Below are 17,921 nucleotides of genomic sequence, written 5' to 3' on the forward strand. Positions count from 1 at the left end.
CCCTCCCGTTAACCGTGCTGTCCGGCTTTCCATTCCACAATATTTTTCACTACCAGTGTGACAATCGCTAAAATGGACATGAGCGATGCCACCGCAAAAGCGGCGGAAAACTGGTATTCGTTATATAAAATTTCGATATGAAGCGGCATCGTGTTCGTCAATCCCCGAATATGGCCGGATACGACCGATACTGCGCCAAATTCACCTACCGCCCGCGCATTACATAAAATGACGCCGTATAATAACCCCCATTTAATATTCGAAAGCGTGACAAGCCAGAATGTTTTCCAGCCATTCGCTCCAAGCGTTAAAGAAGCTTCTTCTTCCGCTGACCCTTGGGACTGCATAAGCGGAATTAATTCCCGCGCTACAAAAGGAAAGGTGACGAAAAGAGTAGCGAGTACAATGCCCGGCACCGCAAACAAAATTTTAATGTCATGCTCGAATAAAAAATCACCGAATAAGCCATGTGTGCTGAATAATAGAACGAATACAAGCCCGGCGATCACCGGTGAAATCGCAAATGGCAAATCAATAATAGTGATTAATATGCTTTTTCCTTTAAAATCAAACTTCGTGATCGCCCAGGCCGCCGCGATGCCAAACAAGGCATTCAGAGGTACTGTCAATACAAGAACCAGCAGGGTCAGTTTAATTGCCGACAGCGCATCTGGATCTGTAATGGATGCAATATATAACCCGAAGCCTTGTTCAAATGCTTTAATAAAAATGGCAGCAAGCGGCAAAAGAAGAAATAAGAATAAAAATGCAAGCGCGGCAGCAATTAAAATGATACGCAAGATAAATGGCTCCTGTGCTGAGCGTTTTCCAGCCTTTTTGTCGCTATATTGAAGCGGGATATGTCCAGCCATGTTGTCAACTCCTTAAGAATGGGCGAATTTACGATTTGTCCACCATTGCAGTCCGTTAATGAACAGCAGCAAAACAAATGAAATCACAAGCATGACTGCCGCAATCGCCGTTGCGCCCGCATAATCATACTGTTCAAGCTTCGTCATAATGAGAAGCGGTGTAATTTCCGTTTTCATCGGCATGTTGCCGGCGATAAATACAACCGATCCGTATTCACCGAGTGCCCGCGCAAACGCCAGCGCAAATCCGGTTAGAGCAGCGGGCAAAATCTCCGGGACAATGACTTTCACAAACGTTTGGAGCCTGTTTGCTCCCAAAATCGCCGAAGCTTCTTCCATTTCCTGATCGAAATTTTGCAAAACCGGCTGTACCATCCGGACTACGAATGGAAGACCAATAAATGTGAGCGCAATCGTGATGCCGATTGGGGTAAATGCGACTTTAAACGATAAAAACTGGCCCACCCAGCCTGTTTCTGCATACAGCGTCGTTAATGCGATACCCGCAACGGCGGTTGGCAGTGCAAATGGCAAATCCACCAACCCGTCAATTACGCGCTTGCCCGGGAACGAATACCGAACGAGAACCCAGGCGATCAGCACGCCGAATACCACATTGATACAGGCCGCCGCAAACGCTGCCCCAAAGCTTAATTGATAAGAAGCTACAACACGTGGTTCGGTCACGGTTGCCCAAAAGTCCGACCAGCTCATCGAGGCCGTATTGACAAAAATCATCGCCAGCGGCAAAAGAACGAGCAGGCTTACGTATAACGTCGTAAAACCGAGCGATAAGCCGAAGCCCGGCAAAATACTATGTTTTTTCCATCTTATTTTGGCCATTTGGTCACCTGCATTTCTATTGATTGATAAAAGCGGTGAGACTTACCCACCGCTCTTTTGTTACTGAGGCTGATAAATTTCATCAAACGTTCCGCCGTCATTAAAATGTTTTGCCTGCGCTTCTTTCCAGCCTCCGAAATCTTTATCGATGGTCACGAGGTTGATATCAGGAAACTGATCCGCGTATTTCGCCAGCACCTCTTCATTGCGCGGCCGGTAATAATTTTCCGCTGCGATTTCCTGGCCTTTTTCCGTATATAAATACTCTAAATACGCCTGTGCCACTTCTTCTGTCCCTTTTTTCTCCGCGACTTTATCAACGACCGCTACCGGCGGTTCGGCCAAAATACTGATCGATGGCACGACCATTTCAAACTCATCCTCGCCCAGTTCATTCAATGAGAGGAATGCTTCATTTTCCCAGGCGATTAACACGTCACCAATGCCGCGCTCCACAAAAGTGGTGGTTGAACCACGGGCACCGGAATCAAGCACCTCCACGTTTTTATAAATATCGCCGACGAACTGCTTAATTTTCTCTTCATCCCCGTTAAATTGTTTGTCTGCAAACGCCCAGGCCGCCAGGTAGTTCCAGCGCGCTCCGCCCGATGTTTTCGGATTGGGCGTAATCACGGATACACCATTATCCGCTAAATCATCCCAGTCCTTAATCTGTTTGGGATTGTCTTTGCGGACAAGAAACACAATGGTGGATGTGTAAGGCGTTGAATTATCCTCAAGGCGTGTCTGCCAGCCTTCCTCGGTTAACCCTGCTTTCGCTACTTCATCAATATCACCGGCAAGCGCCAGCGTCACAACGTCCGCTTCGAGGCCGTCCATAACGGCACGGGCTTGTTTGCCTGAGCCGCCATGGGACTGCTGAACCCTCACCTCCTGGCCCGTTTCATCTTTCCAGTGGGCCGCAAATTCTTTATTAAATTCTTCATATAACTCTCGTGTAGGGTCATAAGAGACATTCAGCAGCTCAACCGGCTCTTTTGAAGCCGATGAGGCCTCGCCGCCGCTTTCTTCTTCTGTGCTGTCCCCGCAGCCTGCTAAAATGGCGGCTGTTGCTGTAATGCCCGCTAGAAATTTCCATGCAAATGTCTTGTTTTTCATCTCCAAAACCTCTCTCTTATTAAGATAAATTCATATAAAAAGGCAGACTGCTTTTAACACTGTGTCGTTAAAAGAGTCTGCCTTCAGTTGGTCTGATCGGCCTTTATTGAATTTTCACCTGATTTGGTTTTTCGAATACTTGGTTTTTTTTTAATGGAAACCGCTGCTTTTCCAGCCGGTCAATCTGTGTAATCTGCGAATCATGGATCACAATTTCCACTGACCCATATTCTATTCCTTTTAGCGATTTGACAATTCGCTCAATCCATTGTTCATCAATTTGTTTTTCTGGCATGTTCCATCCCCCCAGCTTCCATTTTAATCTCCACTATTTCAGTCGACTTTTGAACAAAAAAGGCTCCTTTTCATCTGCATTAAGATTACAAGGAGCCTTCAGTTGTCTGATCGGCATCTTTTTGTATGTAGTTTTTAAACCTGAGTATTTCGGTTTGTTTTATTTGAATAATTGGATTATAGCGCATTGCTGAAATGATGTCTACCCGTTTTTGCAAAAAAATAATTTTTCTGAATTATACAGGAATAACCGATCACAGATTTCTTTAATCAAGAGGGGATATAACTAATCTGCAATAGATTATAGGCTTTTTGCTTATAATATCCTTCTATTTGTCCATAGCCTAAAACATTGGCTTACATTCTCTAGTTTAAAAGCGTTATGATAAGAACTATAGAGGAAAAAGAGGGGTGTGATTCACATGAAATGGCTAGATCAAAAACAAAGAGAGGTTACTTTGGTCCCTGCATCTGGAAAAAATCATCTTTTTCGAGACCTGACGAATCAAAACGTATCTGCCGGGATGATCTCCAGCACGCTTGTGATGACAGGTCCAGCAGCGATCATTCTAGAAGCAGCAAGCAACGGTGGTTTCACCGCTTCACAAACCATCAACTGGATGTTCGCTGTTTACTTTTTTGGCGGACTTTTTGGAATTATTATGCCATTACTATATAAAATGCCCATTACAGGCGGCCACTCTATTACAGGCGTTGCTTTTTTGGCAACGGTCACACATCAGTTCAGCTATTCGCAGTTAATTGGCGGATATGTTATGTCCGGATTAATCATTTATCTTGTCGGCGTATCCGGCTTTTTCACAAAAATTATTAAATGGGTTCCCAAAGAAGTGATCGCTTCAATGCTGGCAGGGCTTGTGACAGGATATGTTGTCCGGCTCATTCCAGCTGTGGAGGAGATGCCGCTGGTTGGAGGAGTTGCTTTAATTGCCTTTTTTATTTTTACCAAATACGGCCGGCGGTTTCCACCTGTTATGGCAGCGGTACTTGCGGCTTTTCTTGTTCTGCTGTGGACACATGAGCTGAACGGGATTTCAGAACCGATCCCTTTTGCTTTCCCTTCACTGCAAATGCCGGAATTCACTTGGATCGGATTTTTTACATTGGCTGTCCCGCTTGCTTTGCTGATTTTAAGCAATGATGCGGCACCTGGAATAGGCGCACTGGAAAGCGCTCATTTTGATCCGCCCATTCGCAAAATTATTTCTATTAGTGGGATTTTTTCCAGCTTCGCTGCTTTATTTGGTGGACAAAGTGCAAATATTGCCGGAATGATGACGGCTATTTGCGCGGATTCTGAGTCGGGTTCAAAGTCAAAGCGCTACTTGGCATCTGTCGTATCCGGCATAATTATTATGCTGTTTGGCATATTTGCTTGGAAGATCGCCCCTTTTATTCAGTCCCTTCCTACAGCATTTGTTTCACTGCTCGCTGGACTGGCTTTAATTGGTGCGCTTCAGTCCAGCTTGCAGGCGGCTTTTTCCCGTAATCAGTATCGATTAAGTGCACTTGCGGCTTTTGTTATTGCTTTATCGAATGTGTCTGTCTTCCATATCAGCGGACCAGTTTGGGCATTAGTATGTGGAGCAGCCATCGCATGGGCGATAGAAAAGCAGCGCTGAGCTCAGCTTCACATAAAAATCTCATACATAATCTGACCTGTGCCCTATCAAATGGGCAGCTTTAAAAAAGCCCGCTGCTTATGCAGCTAGTAACGGGCTCATTCTCGATGTTGTCCTCTAAACTCTGAGGGGGACTGGTTCAATTTAGCCGCGTCTGTATGGTGAAACGCATGGTAAAAGCGCAGCTGCTCGGCTGCGCTTTTTCAATCTGCTACTTTCTCTAAATTTCCGTTGCTCTCCATCTTAAAGGAAGTCCCTTTATCTTCTTCATTTCCGAATACAACCATTTTTCTTGCCCGGTCCATGATTTTCACTATTGCCTCATAGTCTTCTTGTATGGTAAGCGTTCTTTTTTCAAGTTCCTCATATTTTGTTTCCAATGCGGCTTTTGCTTGTTTTACAGCTTCCAATTCTTTTCGAAGACTTTCATAATCTTGCCCGGACGAATTGAAATTTTGTAAGAAGTCAATCACACTACTCATCGTGAGAGCAGCAGAGCCAGCCCTGTCATTCATGTTTTGTGATGTTTGGGTGCTTTCTAATACAATATGCAGCTCTCTTGACTCTTCGTCCTTATGAATAAGGCGATAAGATTGCTTCCTTTGTTTCCGGGCTAGGCCAAGTGCCTTCTCATATTGTTTTCGCACGACTGCATTCCAGCGGAAGCCGCATGCTGCAGACGTTCGATTAAGCGTATCACCCACCTCTTCAAATGCTTTTAGCTGTGTACTTCCCTCTCGAACGTGCCGCAATACCGTTTCCGCCAGTAATAAGTCATTTTCTTCTGACCAGGCATCCTGTCTTACTTTCATGCGTTTATCACTCCTTTTATTTATATCTATCTTTTCAATAAGATAGCCGCTTCCTCTCTTTTTTATACAAAAATGCTAAAAAACGATGTATTTAATTCATATTCTGGATAACCTCAAAATAGTAGACCTTGATACGAATATTATTAATTTTTTTATTGAAAAAATAGAACAGAGCAGTTGAATAAGGAGAATGAAGTATCTTTTGAAACAGAGGAGCAGTTAAAATGAGAGATTATTATAAAGGTAAAAACTTTTGAGACAAAGAAAAAAAGAGCGTATTCAATACCCAGTAAATGATGAAACTATAAAAAACAGAAGATGCTTTAGGCATTCAATTTCTCCAGTCATTCAAATGTTTAATGAAAGAACAGAATAGCCGAGAATTAACCTATCCGTATTTTGTGCTGCCGGATAGAGAAGGAAACGGCTTGGAAGTATAGAAAAATGGCGGACACATTTGATGATTTTTTAAAACGATTGTTTCGTATAAATCTTGAAACTCAAATCAATTATAAACAAATAATGTCTGGGGAAAATTTTGAACGTTGTTTACTAGTGGCTAGTATTGGTATATAATCATATAAAAATACTCGGATTAAATTAGGGGGCAGCACTATGAGTGTCAGCATTGCCATTATGGGCTTAGTAGTAGGATGTTTAGTAGGCCTGACAGGAGTAGGTGGAGCGGCCCTTTTGACTCCACTATTAATAGTAATGGGCATTAATCCTTCTATTGCAGTAGGAACGGATCTTGTGTACAACTCCATTACAAAGCTATTCGGGGTATCTCAGCACTGGAAACAAAACACTATTAATTTTAAAATGGTAAAATATCTGGCATTAGGCAGTGTCCCTAGTGCAGTCATTGCCATTGGAACCCTTCACCTTTTTCCTGCTTTTCATCAACATCAGGAGCAGATTATCAAACATGCACTGGGGTATGTGTTGACCTTTGTAGCTATTTCGATTATTGTTCGAGTCTTTTTCGATAAGAAGTTCCGCCCTAATCGTTGGCAGCTGCAGCCTCTTGAACAAAAACGGACTCTAACGATTCTTATCGGCGTTTTCTTCGGTTTTATCGTTGGATTAACGTCGATTGGTTCTGGCTCTTTATTTGCTATTGCCATGTTGTATTTGTATAGAATGAAAACTTCTGAATTAGTGGGAACGGATATTGCGCATGCCTTTTTGTTAGTAACCGTTGCCGGCATCTTAAGCGCCAGCTTTGGAAGTGTTGATTATATGCTGGTTGCTAATTTGCTAATAGGATCCATTCCAGGAGTAATAGCAGGGAGTAAACTATCGACTAAAGTTCCTTCTAAACCTCTTCAAGCTGTATTGGCTTCGATCCTTTTAATTAGCGGGATGAAACTTATCTAAATAAGCTTGGACCTGAGTGGCGCCCATTCTTGTAACAACTGACTGTTAGCATCACATTCTCTCTAAAGAACAAAATAATTTTGCAGTCTATACAGGCTTCATTTGCATGAATGATCTTCCGAAAAATGCTTAAAAAGCGACAATCCTTTAAAAAACGATTGTCGCTTTTTTGTTAAAACAGAAAATAGTCTCTTACAGCCAAGCAGTCGTTTGGCTGTTTTTTTTGTAGTGATGCGAGTTTCTCCTTTACTTTTTCACAATTTTGGATGGATTGTTGACTTTGAATGGCACAGGTACATTCAGCAAGTATTCTTCTTCTACTTCCTTGCCTGCTGGAAGCTTCTTTTTCACGATTTTCCCATCAAATTCAAGCTGCTCTCCTGGCTGCAGCTCCAGTTTTTTTAACGTTTTGCTGTGACTGCACCAAGCAAAATCAATATTAATTGGCTCCTCTTGAACAATCTGAACCTGCTCCAGCACCACCACTTCATCGTTTTCTTCGTTGAAATGATTCCAGCTAAGGGCAAATTGTTTAACAGTTGCCGTAAAATGAACCTTATCTGTAGGCAGCTGGATTTCTGGCTCTTTTGTCTTCTGAATTTTTGGAGCTGAAGACTTTGGTGCAGGCTGAGATACAGTTTTTTCTATACTTTCTACTCTTGGTTTTTCGGTTAAGGGCACCGATGCAGCGGAAAGATCTTCTGCTTCCGTACTATTTATTCTGCTTTCTTTCCCAAAGTTCCCTGACTGCATATCCTTCAAATAGTCCGGATAAATACAGCTTAAATGGCCATCTTGAAATTCAATCACCAGGATATTGATTGTATTGTTACTACCGTATGTTTGATACCCTTTGATGGTGACAAGCCGCTGATAGGTTTTGCCTTTGTACCAAAACTCTTTTTTCACTTCTCTAGCGGAGGAAAGCCCCCATTCCCTTACCCTCTTTGCATAATCCTCTTCACTTTCAAAAAGAGTGTATTCTCCTTCTGGAGGAATATAGTGTGTTAAGTTCGAATCTTCGATATGGGGATAGATAATGGCCATATTTATACGTCCTTTCTTTATGTGTATTCAAAACTTTCCTGTCTATTTAACCGAGTTTCTTCTATTATATATAGTTTCCTAGGGCATTGTCTTTCCACTGGTGGACCACATGCTGTTCCCGCTCCATGACCTTCTGCAAATAAATCATCGTTGTCTCGATTTTCTCATGCCCTAAAGCTCTCATGATTGCATAAATATCACTATTATTTATGTAGCTGATAATCGCAAAGCTATGGCGAAATTCATGCGGTGTAATTCTCTTTTTGCGTGCTTGAATAGACAAAATCGGCACTTGTTCGATCTCGTCCCCCAGCATCGTGGCGAAATAAGACGGACGGAACGCCTTCCACCGGCTGTTGGGAAACAGCGGTTCATCGCTGTTACTTGGGAAGTCTGCTGGCAGAAGCCGTGTTTTTCGGTATCGCACAATGCTTTCCATGATCTTGTTCAGAAGCGGAATATCCCGCGCTTTGTTGCCCTTCCCGATCACATGCAGGTAAAAGCCGCCGAGTATTGGATCAAACCGGACATCGGATACTTTCAGCCGGCAAAGTTCATCATTCCGCATCCCGGTTCCAACAAGCACATGAATAAGACTGAACATAATCGGATTACGGTCCTGGTAGTAATCCAGTAGCTGAATGACTTCACTTGGTCCCAAGTCGCGGTTCGGGCGGTCATCTTTCCGCACGGTTGCCGGCAGCAGTCCTTGATGAATCGGCTGCTTGAGATAGCGATTCTCGTGCAAAAAAGCAAAGAAGCTCTTCATAATGGTCGTTTTCCGCGCGAGAGTGGCCGGCGAATAAGGCCCTTTCTTTTTAACATGCGGGCTTTCTTCTGCCAGCCATGCCTGATAGCGGCGCAAGTGGCGCGGTGACAGGCTTTTGAATAGCGATCCTTCCTCTACACTCTCAATATCCAGCCCGATTTCATCCGGGTACTGCAGCAAATTCCGGATTAGCTGCGCAAGTTCCCTTTCGTATTCCTTCAATGTCCGGCCGGACCGCTCGGCTTTCTTATTGAGATTCATGCTTCGATACAGGAAATAATGAATCACATCCAGGTCGTCGAAATAATAAAAAGGATCTTCTTTTTCTTTTTCAGCCTGTTCCAGCCGTTCTAGGAGATGGCCGGTAACGTCTGCTCTGTTTTCTGGAAATAGAGACTTACTCATTGATATAAGTTCAAACAACTTCTTCCCTCCCTTCATTCTTTTTGCAGATCGTGTCGTTACTCACCTCGCCCTCAAGTCGGAAACGGCTTAGCCCCAGAAGTTCTTCCCAATGTAAAAAATAAGGATGGTGAATAAACAGATGGATCGGTGTACTCCGTCCATTTTGTGTTTTGGCCCGGCGATAGACGGTCAATATAATCCCTGCTTCCCGCAATATTTTAAGCACATTCCGGATGGTCTTATCGGATATCTTGTACCGTTTCGCTAAATGTTGGTCTTTTGCATTTAAAAAACCACGTTTAGCACCAGATTGGCACATGAATTCTATTGCTTTGCGCGTTCCTTCCTTTAAACGCCAATAGCGCTCGCCAAACGCTTCCGCTACACTGTTCAATAATTTCAACTTCATCGAGGTCTGTAGCTGCTTGTGATTTTTTGCGTATATTTTGTAACTGATCATTTGCTTGTATTCTACTTGCGAAAGTAATCGGCTCACTCTAATGTCCCTCTTTCAGTATTTTTTACAAAACAATTGATATTTACATACATCATATTATACTTCTGCTTAAATAAGCTGTTGCGCCTTTAAACTGATTTGCTACTATAGCAATTAAAATAATTATTTGTTTTAAATGCTATAGTTTACTTTATTATAAAATTAATTTAAAAATTGATTTTTAAAAGGTAATAAAATTATTGTTCTTATACTATTTTAACGATAAGAATACTTAATTGTTATTTTATCATAAAAAAATAAATATTTAATTTTAAAATTAATAAATTCCAGTGAAAAAAATGGTCCCTTTGTTTTATTTATTATAATTAATTATAATTAAAAATGATAAATAATAATAATGTTAATAAATAAAATTGTTAATGAATATGAAATATGTTAAATTGTTAATGATAAATAAAAATTGAATTTATTTTTTACTTATTCATAATATATAGCAATGAATAGAAATGGACGATCATCTCATTTTGTTAATTGCATTTTTTAAAAAGCGGTTGATAGGATGTGTTGTAAGAAGCATTCAGCAGAATCATAGTTTGATGAATGGTGGAGGTTTTGAAGATGGAGCATCATCCCGTAATGATTGCCACTTTTGGAGATAGACTTAGTCATTTTTCTGATTTTTTGAGTTAGGGCTGCATTCTTATTAGTTTAGGGAGAAAAATGGCTTGCGAGTCGCCAATGTCCGTAATGATATTCTTAGCCAAACGGATTATTGCATGCTTTTTATGGAACAAAGGTTTAGTTTGCATGGAGAAGCACAAAGCAAAAACATCCAGATGAGAGGTCTGGCAGTGAAATGGTTTAGGTTTCATGTTAATAAGAAGGCAAAAAAAAGAGCCTAAAGGCTTATGCGACTTCTTCTGTCATCTTAGAATCTTCAATCACGGCTTTTGCCTGTGCTGGAGATAGCCCATGTCCCTTTTGCAGCCAACCTTGCAGGTCAAGATGGATTACTTCAAACTGATTGATTTCCCCTGGTCTGTTTTGTCCGCTTATGCTGAGTAGGTATTCTTTATGCAACTCTAGATAGCTGTTTGCTGAGTTCATATAAAGCCCCTCCCTTTCATAACTCTATACCCGGTTTCACAGTGATTAATCAAAAAAAAGAGAAAATCGGAAAGCTTTTTACAACCAGAAAACCGATCTTACTAAACAGTATGTCTATTAGAGTGAATGAGCAGGACTTATCATATTTGAGCAACAGTTGACCGAAATTGCATAACAAATAAGTCCCTAAAGGCTAGGGACTGAAAAATTAGTTCATTAATTTGTTTATAGCTATTGCAGCTTCTTCTATATTTTCATACTGTTTAACCGACTGGACTTCGCACATGGTTACCTGAATAATAGAAGTAGCTCTTAAGCAACAAACCGAAGCGATAGGCTGTTCGTCTTTTTCGAAAGTATGGGTAATATCGATTGTGTTGTAAGAACACAGTGTTTCTAATAAATCCTGCAAGCTTTCTAAAGACAAGTTTAATTCTCCTCCTCGGATGCTGGCATGACAGGAAAAGCCTGAAAGCAAATACTTTTAGGTAATGAACAAGCGGCAACGAGGGTCCAATTTCGGGTCAACTTAACTAATTATCCACATTTTTCTTCGAAATGCAATCGTTAAGATGAATGATGAGAGAGAAAGGAGCGATGCAAAATGAAGCATCCAAATTATTATTCAACAAAAGAAGTCGCTGAACTCATTAACCGCTCTATTCCAACGGTGCATGTCTATGTACAGGAAGGAAAACTCACGCCCGTGGAAGATCCATGGAATGGTCATCATGGGCGGTTATTTTCAAAAGAAGAAGTCGAGCGGTTTATTGAAACGATGCCCGATGAACCAACTGGCTTATCCTTAAACCAGGCAGCTGCACGATTACATACAAACCGGGCATCTATCACCGCTTATATTAATGAAGGGCTTCTCCCTGCTGCACAGGGGAAAGTATTAGGACGAACAGCTACATTAGTTGAAGAAAGCGACGTAAAGGAATTTAGTGAGCGTTATCAAAAGCGGATTCAGGAAGACCGCCTCACGCAGCGGCAGTATTACAACAAAAAGACAAAAGAAGCGGTTTATCAGCGCTTTTCCTCTCCTTCCCTGCCGGAAGCACGGCTGATGCGTGAAGGATTAGGCGAATGGTACTTTATTGATCCAGCAACGAAAAAGACGTTTTCTTATAATGAAGGAATTTATACACATCGGTTAACATCCAACTATTCAGTTGAGTTTGGAAAAAGAAGCGGTACACCTGGTTATGCCATCTTAAATTTGCCGGCAGCGTATTCCCTCACCTATCAAGCGATGGATCTAATTTACCAGCATGTGAACGCGGCTAATTTATATATTGAGATGATTGAAGACCGCATTTTGTTGCATATGAAGGATATGTTGTTTCATGATGTGCCGGACGAATTAGGCTACTTCTTAAAGCGGCAGCTCGTACACGGGCGAATCAGGTATAGCCCGGAGCATGAAGCGTTAAGCATAGAATCCGATGAAGAATTGCTGTCCGTGTACTTGCCGCGGGAAATCAAGGAATGGCTAAAAAAAGAAGCCGAAGAAAAAGGAACAAGTATGCAGGAAGTCGCCGGGGATATAATTGAGAAAGTTTACAACCATGACACAAAATTCGAATAAAAACCAAGTATGTGCATTGAAAAGATACAGTCGGTTTTGTACTATTACTATACTGGGCCAGTCTAAGCTGATTCCGTAGAATCAGCTTTTTTTCAACAACTCGGAGGTTTCCTTTTATTTATAGCATATTACCATTTTTTAAATAATTGAATTTTGCAGATAGTTTCTTATTCAAAATAATTAGTTTTGGATTTTCTAATATTAATTTGTTTAATAAAAGTTGAATATTTTGTGAATATTCAACTTTCTTCAAATTTACAAAAAAAGCCCCGAATAAGGACTATTCGGGGTACAATTCACGGGAAGAAAATCTTGATGGAAGGGCGAAGTTTTTTCCCGCGTGTTCATTTACAGTTTGAATTGACCAATCACTTCCTCTAGTTCAACGGCCATTTTTGCTAACTCTTGTGCTGCAAACGATACATCTTCCATTGAAGCACTCATCTCTTGAGAAGATGCTGCTACATTTTGTGAATGTTCATTTACATTTAAAGATGTCCTTGTTACATTTTCAATATGATTCACAACTTCCATAATACTATCCTTCATTTTATCCATAGCTAATCCTACTTCTGAAACATTGGCAGATACGCCTAGAACTGAACCTTTGATCTCTTCAAATGCTTGTCCGCTTTCATTTACAAATAATAATCCTTCTTTTGCAGAATTGGACCCTTTATCCACAAGATTCATTGATTCATTTATACCGTTCTTAATATCAATGACTATATCGTTTATTTGCAATGCGGATTGGCTGGATTGCTCAGCAAGCTTCCGGACTTCATCTGCTACTACTGCAAAGCCCTTACCATGTTCTCCTGCTCTTGCAGCTTCGATCGCGGCATTTAACGCCAATAAATTGGTCTGCTCTGAAATCGATTGAATGATAAAGCTGATTTGACTTATTTCGTTGGATTTTTCGCTCAAGTCGCTTATTTTTTCGGCGGAAGAGGTGACATGTTCATCAATTTCACTCATTTGCTTTACGGTTTGATTAACCACATCACTGCCTTTTTTCGCCGTCTCTGCAGATAAAGTAATTGACTTTTTCACATTCAGCATGCTATTTGATACATCATCCATATGATTAGATACTTCGTCAATAATCGCTGCCGTATTTTCCATTGCCGCCTTTTGATCGTCTGTACCTTCAGCTGCATTCTGTATGGATTCAGATATTTGGTTAGCTGCTTCCTGGTTTTGTATAGAACCTGCGGCAAGCTCTTCCGACGTAGCCGATAGCTGTTGCGCTCCGTCAGATATCTTAGTCATTACTCCTTTTAAGCTATGAGCCATGTTGTTGTAGTTTTGGCCCATTTCTCCAATTTCATCATTAGAAGTTATATTAACCTGTTGAGTTAAATCCCCTTTCGCCATGGCTAATGAAAGGTCGCTAATCTTTTTAATGTTACGTGTAATCTGTGTACTCATAAGAAGAGAAACCAAAACAGCTGCGATAACCGCAATTGCCCCAATTAGCAGAAGAGCTTCCCGAATATCGTCTGCCGTTGCAGACAATTCGCTTTGTTCCATTACCGTAATGTACTTCCAGCCTTCATTTTGAGAACTAACTGTATTTATTACATAGTCTTTTCCATCCATGGAAGCTTCAAAGGTTCCATCTTTGCTTAAATCTTTTAATTGGGGAACATTTAACTTTGTAATCGGCTGAAAATTCAATTCGGGGTTTTTCGGATTTGCAAGAATGGTTCCATCACTTTGTGTTAAAATAACGTAGCCATTTTGGCCGATTTTAATGTCTTTAATGACATTGGTCAAACCATCCAAACTTATATCCAGACCCAACACACCTTTTGACTGTCCAGCTTGTTCGATTGTCACTACATTACTGACGATAATTCCTTCTTGTCCTGTAGCTGCATAGGCGCTTGTTAATTTCACTTCTCCTGGTTCTTCCAGCGCTGCTGTATACCAGGGTCTTTCCCTCGGATCAAATCCGGGTGTCGTAGGTCCTTCAGGATATTGCACGTATCCTCCAGCAGATGTTCCCATATAAACATACGCTGCATTTGGATGAGTATCGCCAAATTGAGAAAATACATTAAAGATGGCTTTCTCTGCTTTTCCATTTTGAGAAGGGATCATATCAATTGACTCTCCTTCCGTTTGTTCTACATAAGAAGTAATACTGCTATCTGCATTTTTCACTGCCGTGTTAGATGCCAATAACATCGCGTTTTCTCTAATAGATTCAAAATACATAGAAATAGCGTTGTCAACTTGCTTAATTTCTCTTTCACTGGAACGAATGTAATCTTTTTCAGTAATATCACTGACTTTATTATTAACGAATAAACCGAGAACTACCATTGGGATAAGTGAGAGCAGCAGTGAATAAATTAATAATTTTGCTTTAAAAGAAGACTTCATTTTCTTCATATAATTTAATCCTTTCCTCTAAACAGAAAAAGGCATATCCAATGCCTTTTTCTTGTTTGTTTTTTTATTCTTCTATAATTGGTTTAAAATAAGCGGGCTGTCTGGAAAGAATCAGCATTTCCTGGTTAAACCACGCAGCAGGCTGCAAGGTTTCAAATTCAACAATGAACGCCTCTTCTTTATTGCTTGAAGCAACTGCAGGCTGATCAAGAGCATAGAGAGGATCTAGTGTATATAAGCTGCTTCCGCCTAAGAAATTTTTTTCTGTTCCAATATAATTAGAAACAATGGTGTAAGCTTGCGCCCCAATCGCTACTGAATCCCATGTAACCATTGAACCTTTCGGATAAGGGTTAGCAGAGATCACTTTATTAATTTCCATTTCCCCGCCGTATTGTCCATTCCAGGCAGAGGGAATAGCAATAATGTCTGCACGTTTAACAGCCATAACACCGGAAGCTTCCGGATATTCAGCGTCTTCGCCAATCAAGATTCCAATCTGGCCTAACTCTTCTGTTTCAAATACTGGCAGTGCTTGACCCGGCGTTGCCCATTTTTTTTCTTTTTTGCTTAAATGTGTTTTTTGATACTTTCCAGCGTTTGCTCCGTCCGAAGAAAGAAGGATAGCTGAGTTATATAGATTTTTTCCGTTTATTTCAATAAAACCGTATACGATTGAAACTTGATGCTGTTTTGCAAGGTCTGTAAAAAATTGAGCCGTTTCTCCCTCTGGCGTTTCTGCCATTCGTTTAACGTTTTTCTTCTTTAATCCCTCTACAGGGCCTGTTAAAGATAATTCAGGAAGAACAACTAAATTTAAATGAGGATTTTTATCCTTTGCCTGCTGAATCAACTGCACAATTTTTTGCTTGTTTTTCTCTTTATTGCCTAATACAGGTTCATATTGAAGAGCTGCTGCCGTCACTTTATGAGAGGTTGTATTTTTTGTATAATCCCATGGCGCAACGGTATGCATAAGTTCTTTGTATAATTCAGATCTTCTTCTTTCTAGCGCTTCTTTATTTTCATTATCATACAGTTTCGGATCAATTTTGGCATACGTGATGGTTGATTCATTAACATCTTCATTAGGTGTCATTACAACGGGTGCTTCTGCAAGTTTCTTTCCTTCTGGTGACCAAATTGCACTTCCACCGATCATATGAAAACCATTTTCAGTATTTGAACGGTTAGCACTCACCACATACATTCCATTTTGCTGTGCTCTTGCCGGCAGTGCGGAGATAGCCTGGGCAGAAGAATTCGTTGGGAATGCTAGAATTTCAGCACCTTGAATACCAGCTAATCTGGCCGTCTCAGCATACGCTGAGTCCATACAAATATTAATAGCGATCTTACCAATTTTAGTATCAAAGACTGGAACACCTAAATCTCCCCAGGCAGCCCAGTGTGTTTCCGTTTCCCACATCTGCGTTTTCCGGTATTTCCCTACGAATCCTTCAGGACCGACCAAAGCAGCAGAATTATAATAAACATTGGTTTCTTCCTCGACTTCAGCCATACCGAATACGATATATGCATCGTATTTTTTAGCCAGCTTTTCAAAAGCATTCGTCGTTTTTCCTGGAATTGTATCAACGAATGGTTTAATTGCTTCTCGATTTTCATAATAATAACCGGTTGTCGCCATTTCAGGAGCTACAACCAGTTTAACTCCCTTCTTTAAAGCACTTTCTGTTACTTTCAACAATTCTTCAATGTTTTTATCTCTTTCATTTAAGACTGGATTAAACTGAATCGATGCTGCGGTAAAACTTGCAGAAATTTTTTCTGTTTCCTTTGCTTGTGCCTGGTTACTTTTCTCAGTCCAATAGTAACCGCCAATTGATACGATTGACAGCACTGCTGTAATCATCACAAGCCATTTTTTCAGATGCATATTTCTTTCTCCTTTTCGTGACTGTATTTACTTTCTGCTCGGTTACCTATTGTTAAATTACGGATAACACTAAATCTTATAACAGTATTTATGAGCAGTATTTCATACTAAGCTCTCCTTTTGGGCACAATAAAAAAATGGCTATTTCAATATAAGAAAATAGCCATTTTTTATGGGGGCTATTCGGCAGCCTGGCAATCATAGTTTTCAAGGAAAACGTTAGACCCAATAACTTTGCGTCCTTATCTTTCAATAAGTTTGCCATTGTCGTAATAAATGTGTGTATATTCATATGAAAAAAGAACTATAAGGACACTTTGATTATGATACAAAAGTTTTGCTGTATATACAAGTATTTTTTATAATCAATTGTTATCTATTTTCTCTTGACTGAATAAAAGTGGTTCTTCTAGGGATGCGAAAAGAAAATTTTTATATTAATATTACAATATAATGAAGTAAAGTAAATTTTTAAGATTTTTCTTGGGACTTTATGAATTTTGCGTAAATGACGAACCCGGTTTCTTGTAACTCGTCATTTTCGTATTACAAAGGAATTTACACCTATAGGCTGACACCGGACTACCCCATTGAGTTTGGCAAATGAAGCGGCACATCTGAATACGCTATTTTAAAATTGCCGAAAGAGTATTCCCTTACGTATCAAGCAATGGATCTTATTTACTAGCACGTTAAGGCGGCTAACCTGTATATTGAAATGATTGGGAACCGTCTTATGCTTCATATGAAAGATACAATCCTTCACGGAGTTTCGGTTGAATTAGGGTATTTTTTAAAGCAGCATCTTGTACAAGACCGGGCAAGATACAGCCCCGAGCATGAAGCATTGAGCGTAGAATCCGATGAAGAATCGCTGTCCATGTACCTGCCACGGGAGATCAAGGAATGGCTGAAGAAAGAAAATGAAGCAGCGATAAGATGATGTAAATATTAGAAGAATATAATCGGACTAACGACCGGTTGTTTATGCATTATTTTAACCGCAAAAGAATATATCCAAAAACCTTAAGCCACATCAGCTTTTATTCTGATATGGCCTATGTTTTGTTATTATTTTAATAACAGTGCATAGATGGAATTATTATTTTAATAACAGTGCATAGATGGAATTATTGTTTTAATAATTCATTAGCGAGCGGTTTCTCGTTTCTCAATTCAAGGAATACAACCAGAGTCAGGCCTTCTCTATAGCGGGGACTTGCTGGACTATTTTTTTTAGTAACATTCTTTAAAATTTTATTTTGTTGTTTTTTAAAATTGC

At 40.3% G+C, this 17,921-nt stretch carries 16 protein-coding genes and 1 riboswitch; of the genes, 4 read left to right on the top strand and 12 right to left on the bottom strand.

Annotation, left to right across the window (positions count from 1 at the left end; genetic code table 11):
- Positions 1 to 8: 8 nt before the first annotated feature.
- The 4 genes from cysW to NLX67_RS15520 form a co-directional block, all read right to left on the bottom strand.
- Complete coding sequence (cysW, locus tag NLX67_RS15505; protein ID WP_254312427.1) at positions 9 to 872, bottom strand: sulfate ABC transporter permease subunit CysW; 864 nt, start codon at positions 870 to 872, stop codon at positions 9 to 11.
- Between the two features lie 12 nt (positions 873 to 884).
- A complete protein-coding gene (gene cysT, locus NLX67_RS15510) occupies positions 885 to 1,715 on the bottom strand; it encodes a sulfate ABC transporter permease subunit CysT (RefSeq protein ID WP_254312428.1) in 831 nt (276 codons plus the stop codon).
- Between the two features lie 60 nt (positions 1,716 to 1,775).
- Entirely contained in the window at positions 1,776 to 2,834 is a 1,059-nt protein-coding gene (locus tag NLX67_RS15515) for a sulfate ABC transporter substrate-binding protein (RefSeq protein WP_254312429.1), read from the bottom strand.
- 103 nt (positions 2,835 to 2,937) lie between these two features.
- Positions 2,938 to 3,129 carry a YezD family protein gene (locus tag NLX67_RS15520; protein ID WP_254312430.1) on the bottom strand — a complete coding sequence of 64 codons (192 nt, stop codon included), beginning with the start codon at positions 3,127 to 3,129 and terminating at the stop codon, positions 2,938 to 2,940.
- Positions 3,130 to 3,550: 421 nt separating this feature from the next.
- Here NLX67_RS15520 and NLX67_RS15525 point away from each other — a divergent pair, with 421 nt between their 5' ends.
- Complete coding sequence (locus NLX67_RS15525; protein ID WP_254312431.1) at positions 3,551 to 4,771, top strand: benzoate/H(+) symporter BenE family transporter; 1,221 nt, start codon at positions 3,551 to 3,553, stop codon at positions 4,769 to 4,771.
- Positions 4,772 to 4,974: 203 nt separating this feature from the next.
- Here NLX67_RS15525 and NLX67_RS15530 read toward each other — a convergent pair whose 3' ends face one another.
- Positions 4,975 to 5,583, bottom strand: a complete 609-nt coding sequence (locus tag NLX67_RS15530; RefSeq protein WP_254312432.1) for an RsfA family transcriptional regulator — start codon at positions 5,581 to 5,583, stop codon at positions 4,975 to 4,977.
- A 615-nt stretch (positions 5,584 to 6,198) separates the two neighbouring features.
- On the opposite strand from NLX67_RS15530, the gene NLX67_RS15535 reads away from it, so the two are divergent.
- Complete coding sequence (locus tag NLX67_RS15535) at positions 6,199 to 6,963, top strand: sulfite exporter TauE/SafE family protein (RefSeq protein WP_254312433.1); 765 nt, start codon at positions 6,199 to 6,201, stop codon at positions 6,961 to 6,963.
- A gap of 246 nt (positions 6,964 to 7,209) precedes the next feature.
- Here NLX67_RS15535 and NLX67_RS15540 read toward each other — a convergent pair whose 3' ends face one another.
- From NLX67_RS15540 to NLX67_RS15560, 5 genes are all read right to left on the bottom strand, one after another.
- On the bottom strand, positions 7,210 to 8,010 hold the full coding sequence (locus NLX67_RS15540) for a hypothetical protein (RefSeq protein ID WP_254312434.1): 801 nt from the start codon (positions 8,008 to 8,010) through the stop codon (positions 7,210 to 7,212).
- Positions 8,011 to 8,074: 64 nt separating this feature from the next.
- Positions 8,075 to 9,202 carry a tyrosine-type recombinase/integrase gene (locus NLX67_RS15545; protein ID WP_254312435.1) on the bottom strand — a complete coding sequence of 376 codons (1,128 nt, stop codon included), beginning with the start codon at positions 9,200 to 9,202 and terminating at the stop codon, positions 8,075 to 8,077.
- Entirely contained in the window at positions 9,195 to 9,680 is a 486-nt protein-coding gene (locus tag NLX67_RS23075; protein ID WP_254312436.1) for an HTH domain-containing protein, read from the bottom strand. Before NLX67_RS23075 ends, NLX67_RS15545 begins: the two co-directional genes overlap by 8 nt.
- 867 nt (positions 9,681 to 10,547) lie before the next feature.
- Entirely contained in the window at positions 10,548 to 10,748 is a 201-nt protein-coding gene (locus NLX67_RS15555) for a hypothetical protein (RefSeq protein WP_254312437.1), read from the bottom strand.
- Between the two features lie 208 nt (positions 10,749 to 10,956).
- Positions 10,957 to 11,175: a hypothetical protein gene (locus NLX67_RS15560; RefSeq protein WP_254312438.1), complete on the bottom strand. Its 219-nt coding sequence runs from the start codon at positions 11,173 to 11,175 to the stop codon at positions 10,957 to 10,959.
- Between the two features lie 177 nt (positions 11,176 to 11,352).
- On the opposite strand from NLX67_RS15560, the gene NLX67_RS15565 reads away from it, so the two are divergent.
- On the top strand, positions 11,353 to 12,339 hold the full coding sequence (locus NLX67_RS15565) for a helix-turn-helix domain-containing protein (RefSeq protein WP_254312439.1): 987 nt from the start codon (positions 11,353 to 11,355) through the stop codon (positions 12,337 to 12,339).
- Positions 12,340 to 12,687: 348 nt separating this feature from the next.
- On the opposite strand, the gene NLX67_RS15570 is transcribed toward NLX67_RS15565, so the two are convergent.
- Both NLX67_RS15570 and NLX67_RS15575 read right to left on the bottom strand, forming a co-directional pair.
- On the bottom strand, positions 12,688 to 14,739 hold the full coding sequence (locus NLX67_RS15570) for a methyl-accepting chemotaxis protein (RefSeq protein ID WP_254312440.1): 2,052 nt from the start codon (positions 14,737 to 14,739) through the stop codon (positions 12,688 to 12,690).
- Between the two features lie 64 nt (positions 14,740 to 14,803).
- Complete coding sequence (locus tag NLX67_RS15575; RefSeq protein ID WP_254312441.1) at positions 14,804 to 16,639, bottom strand: nitrilase-related carbon-nitrogen hydrolase; 1,836 nt, start codon at positions 16,637 to 16,639, stop codon at positions 14,804 to 14,806.
- A 182-nt stretch (positions 16,640 to 16,821) separates the two neighbouring features.
- Positions 16,822 to 16,912: riboswitch (cyclic di-GMP riboswitch) on the bottom strand.
- A 463-nt stretch (positions 16,913 to 17,375) separates the two neighbouring features.
- Between NLX67_RS15575 and NLX67_RS15580 the strand changes: the two genes are divergently transcribed.
- On the top strand, positions 17,376 to 17,582 hold the full coding sequence (locus tag NLX67_RS15580; RefSeq protein WP_254312442.1) for a hypothetical protein: 207 nt from the start codon (positions 17,376 to 17,378) through the stop codon (positions 17,580 to 17,582).
- Positions 17,583 to 17,921: the final 339 nt, after the last annotated feature.

The organism is Domibacillus sp. A3M-37 (assembly GCF_024213455.1).
GTDB classification, from domain to species: domain Bacteria; phylum Bacillota; class Bacilli; order Bacillales; family Domibacillaceae; genus Domibacillus; species Domibacillus tundrae.

Excerpts from the sequence above, each read along its gene's own strand:
- NLX67_RS15575 (WP_254312441.1), bottom strand. The coding sequence starts at position 16,639 with ATGCATCTGAAAAAATGGCTTGTGATGATTACAGCAGTGCTGTCAATC.
- NLX67_RS15520 (WP_254312430.1), bottom strand. The coding sequence starts at position 3,129 with ATGCCAGAAAAACAAATTGATGAACAATGGATTGAGCGAATTGTCAAA.
- NLX67_RS15565 (WP_254312439.1), top strand. The coding sequence starts at position 11,353 with ATGAAGCATCCAAATTATTATTCAACAAAAGAAGTCGCTGAACTCATT.
- NLX67_RS15535 (WP_254312433.1), top strand. The coding sequence starts at position 6,199 with ATGAGTGTCAGCATTGCCATTATGGGCTTAGTAGTAGGATGTTTAGTA.
- NLX67_RS15530 (WP_254312432.1), bottom strand. The coding sequence starts at position 5,583 with ATGAAAGTAAGACAGGATGCCTGGTCAGAAGAAAATGACTTATTACTG.
- NLX67_RS15540 (WP_254312434.1), bottom strand. The coding sequence starts at position 8,010 with ATGGCCATTATCTATCCCCATATCGAAGATTCGAACTTAACACACTAT.
- NLX67_RS15555 (WP_254312437.1), bottom strand. The coding sequence starts at position 10,748 with ATGAACTCAGCAAACAGCTATCTAGAGTTGCATAAAGAATACCTACTC.
- NLX67_RS15570 (WP_254312440.1), bottom strand. The coding sequence starts at position 14,739 with ATGAAGAAAATGAAGTCTTCTTTTAAAGCAAAATTATTAATTTATTCA.
- NLX67_RS15525 (WP_254312431.1), top strand. The coding sequence starts at position 3,551 with ATGAAATGGCTAGATCAAAAACAAAGAGAGGTTACTTTGGTCCCTGCA.
- cysT (WP_254312428.1), bottom strand. The coding sequence starts at position 1,715 with ATGGCCAAAATAAGATGGAAAAAACATAGTATTTTGCCGGGCTTCGGC.
- NLX67_RS15580 (WP_254312442.1), top strand. The coding sequence starts at position 17,376 with ATGCTTCATATGAAAGATACAATCCTTCACGGAGTTTCGGTTGAATTA.
- cysW (WP_254312427.1), bottom strand. The coding sequence starts at position 872 with ATGGCTGGACATATCCCGCTTCAATATAGCGACAAAAAGGCTGGAAAA.
- NLX67_RS15515 (WP_254312429.1), bottom strand. The coding sequence starts at position 2,834 with ATGAAAAACAAGACATTTGCATGGAAATTTCTAGCGGGCATTACAGCA.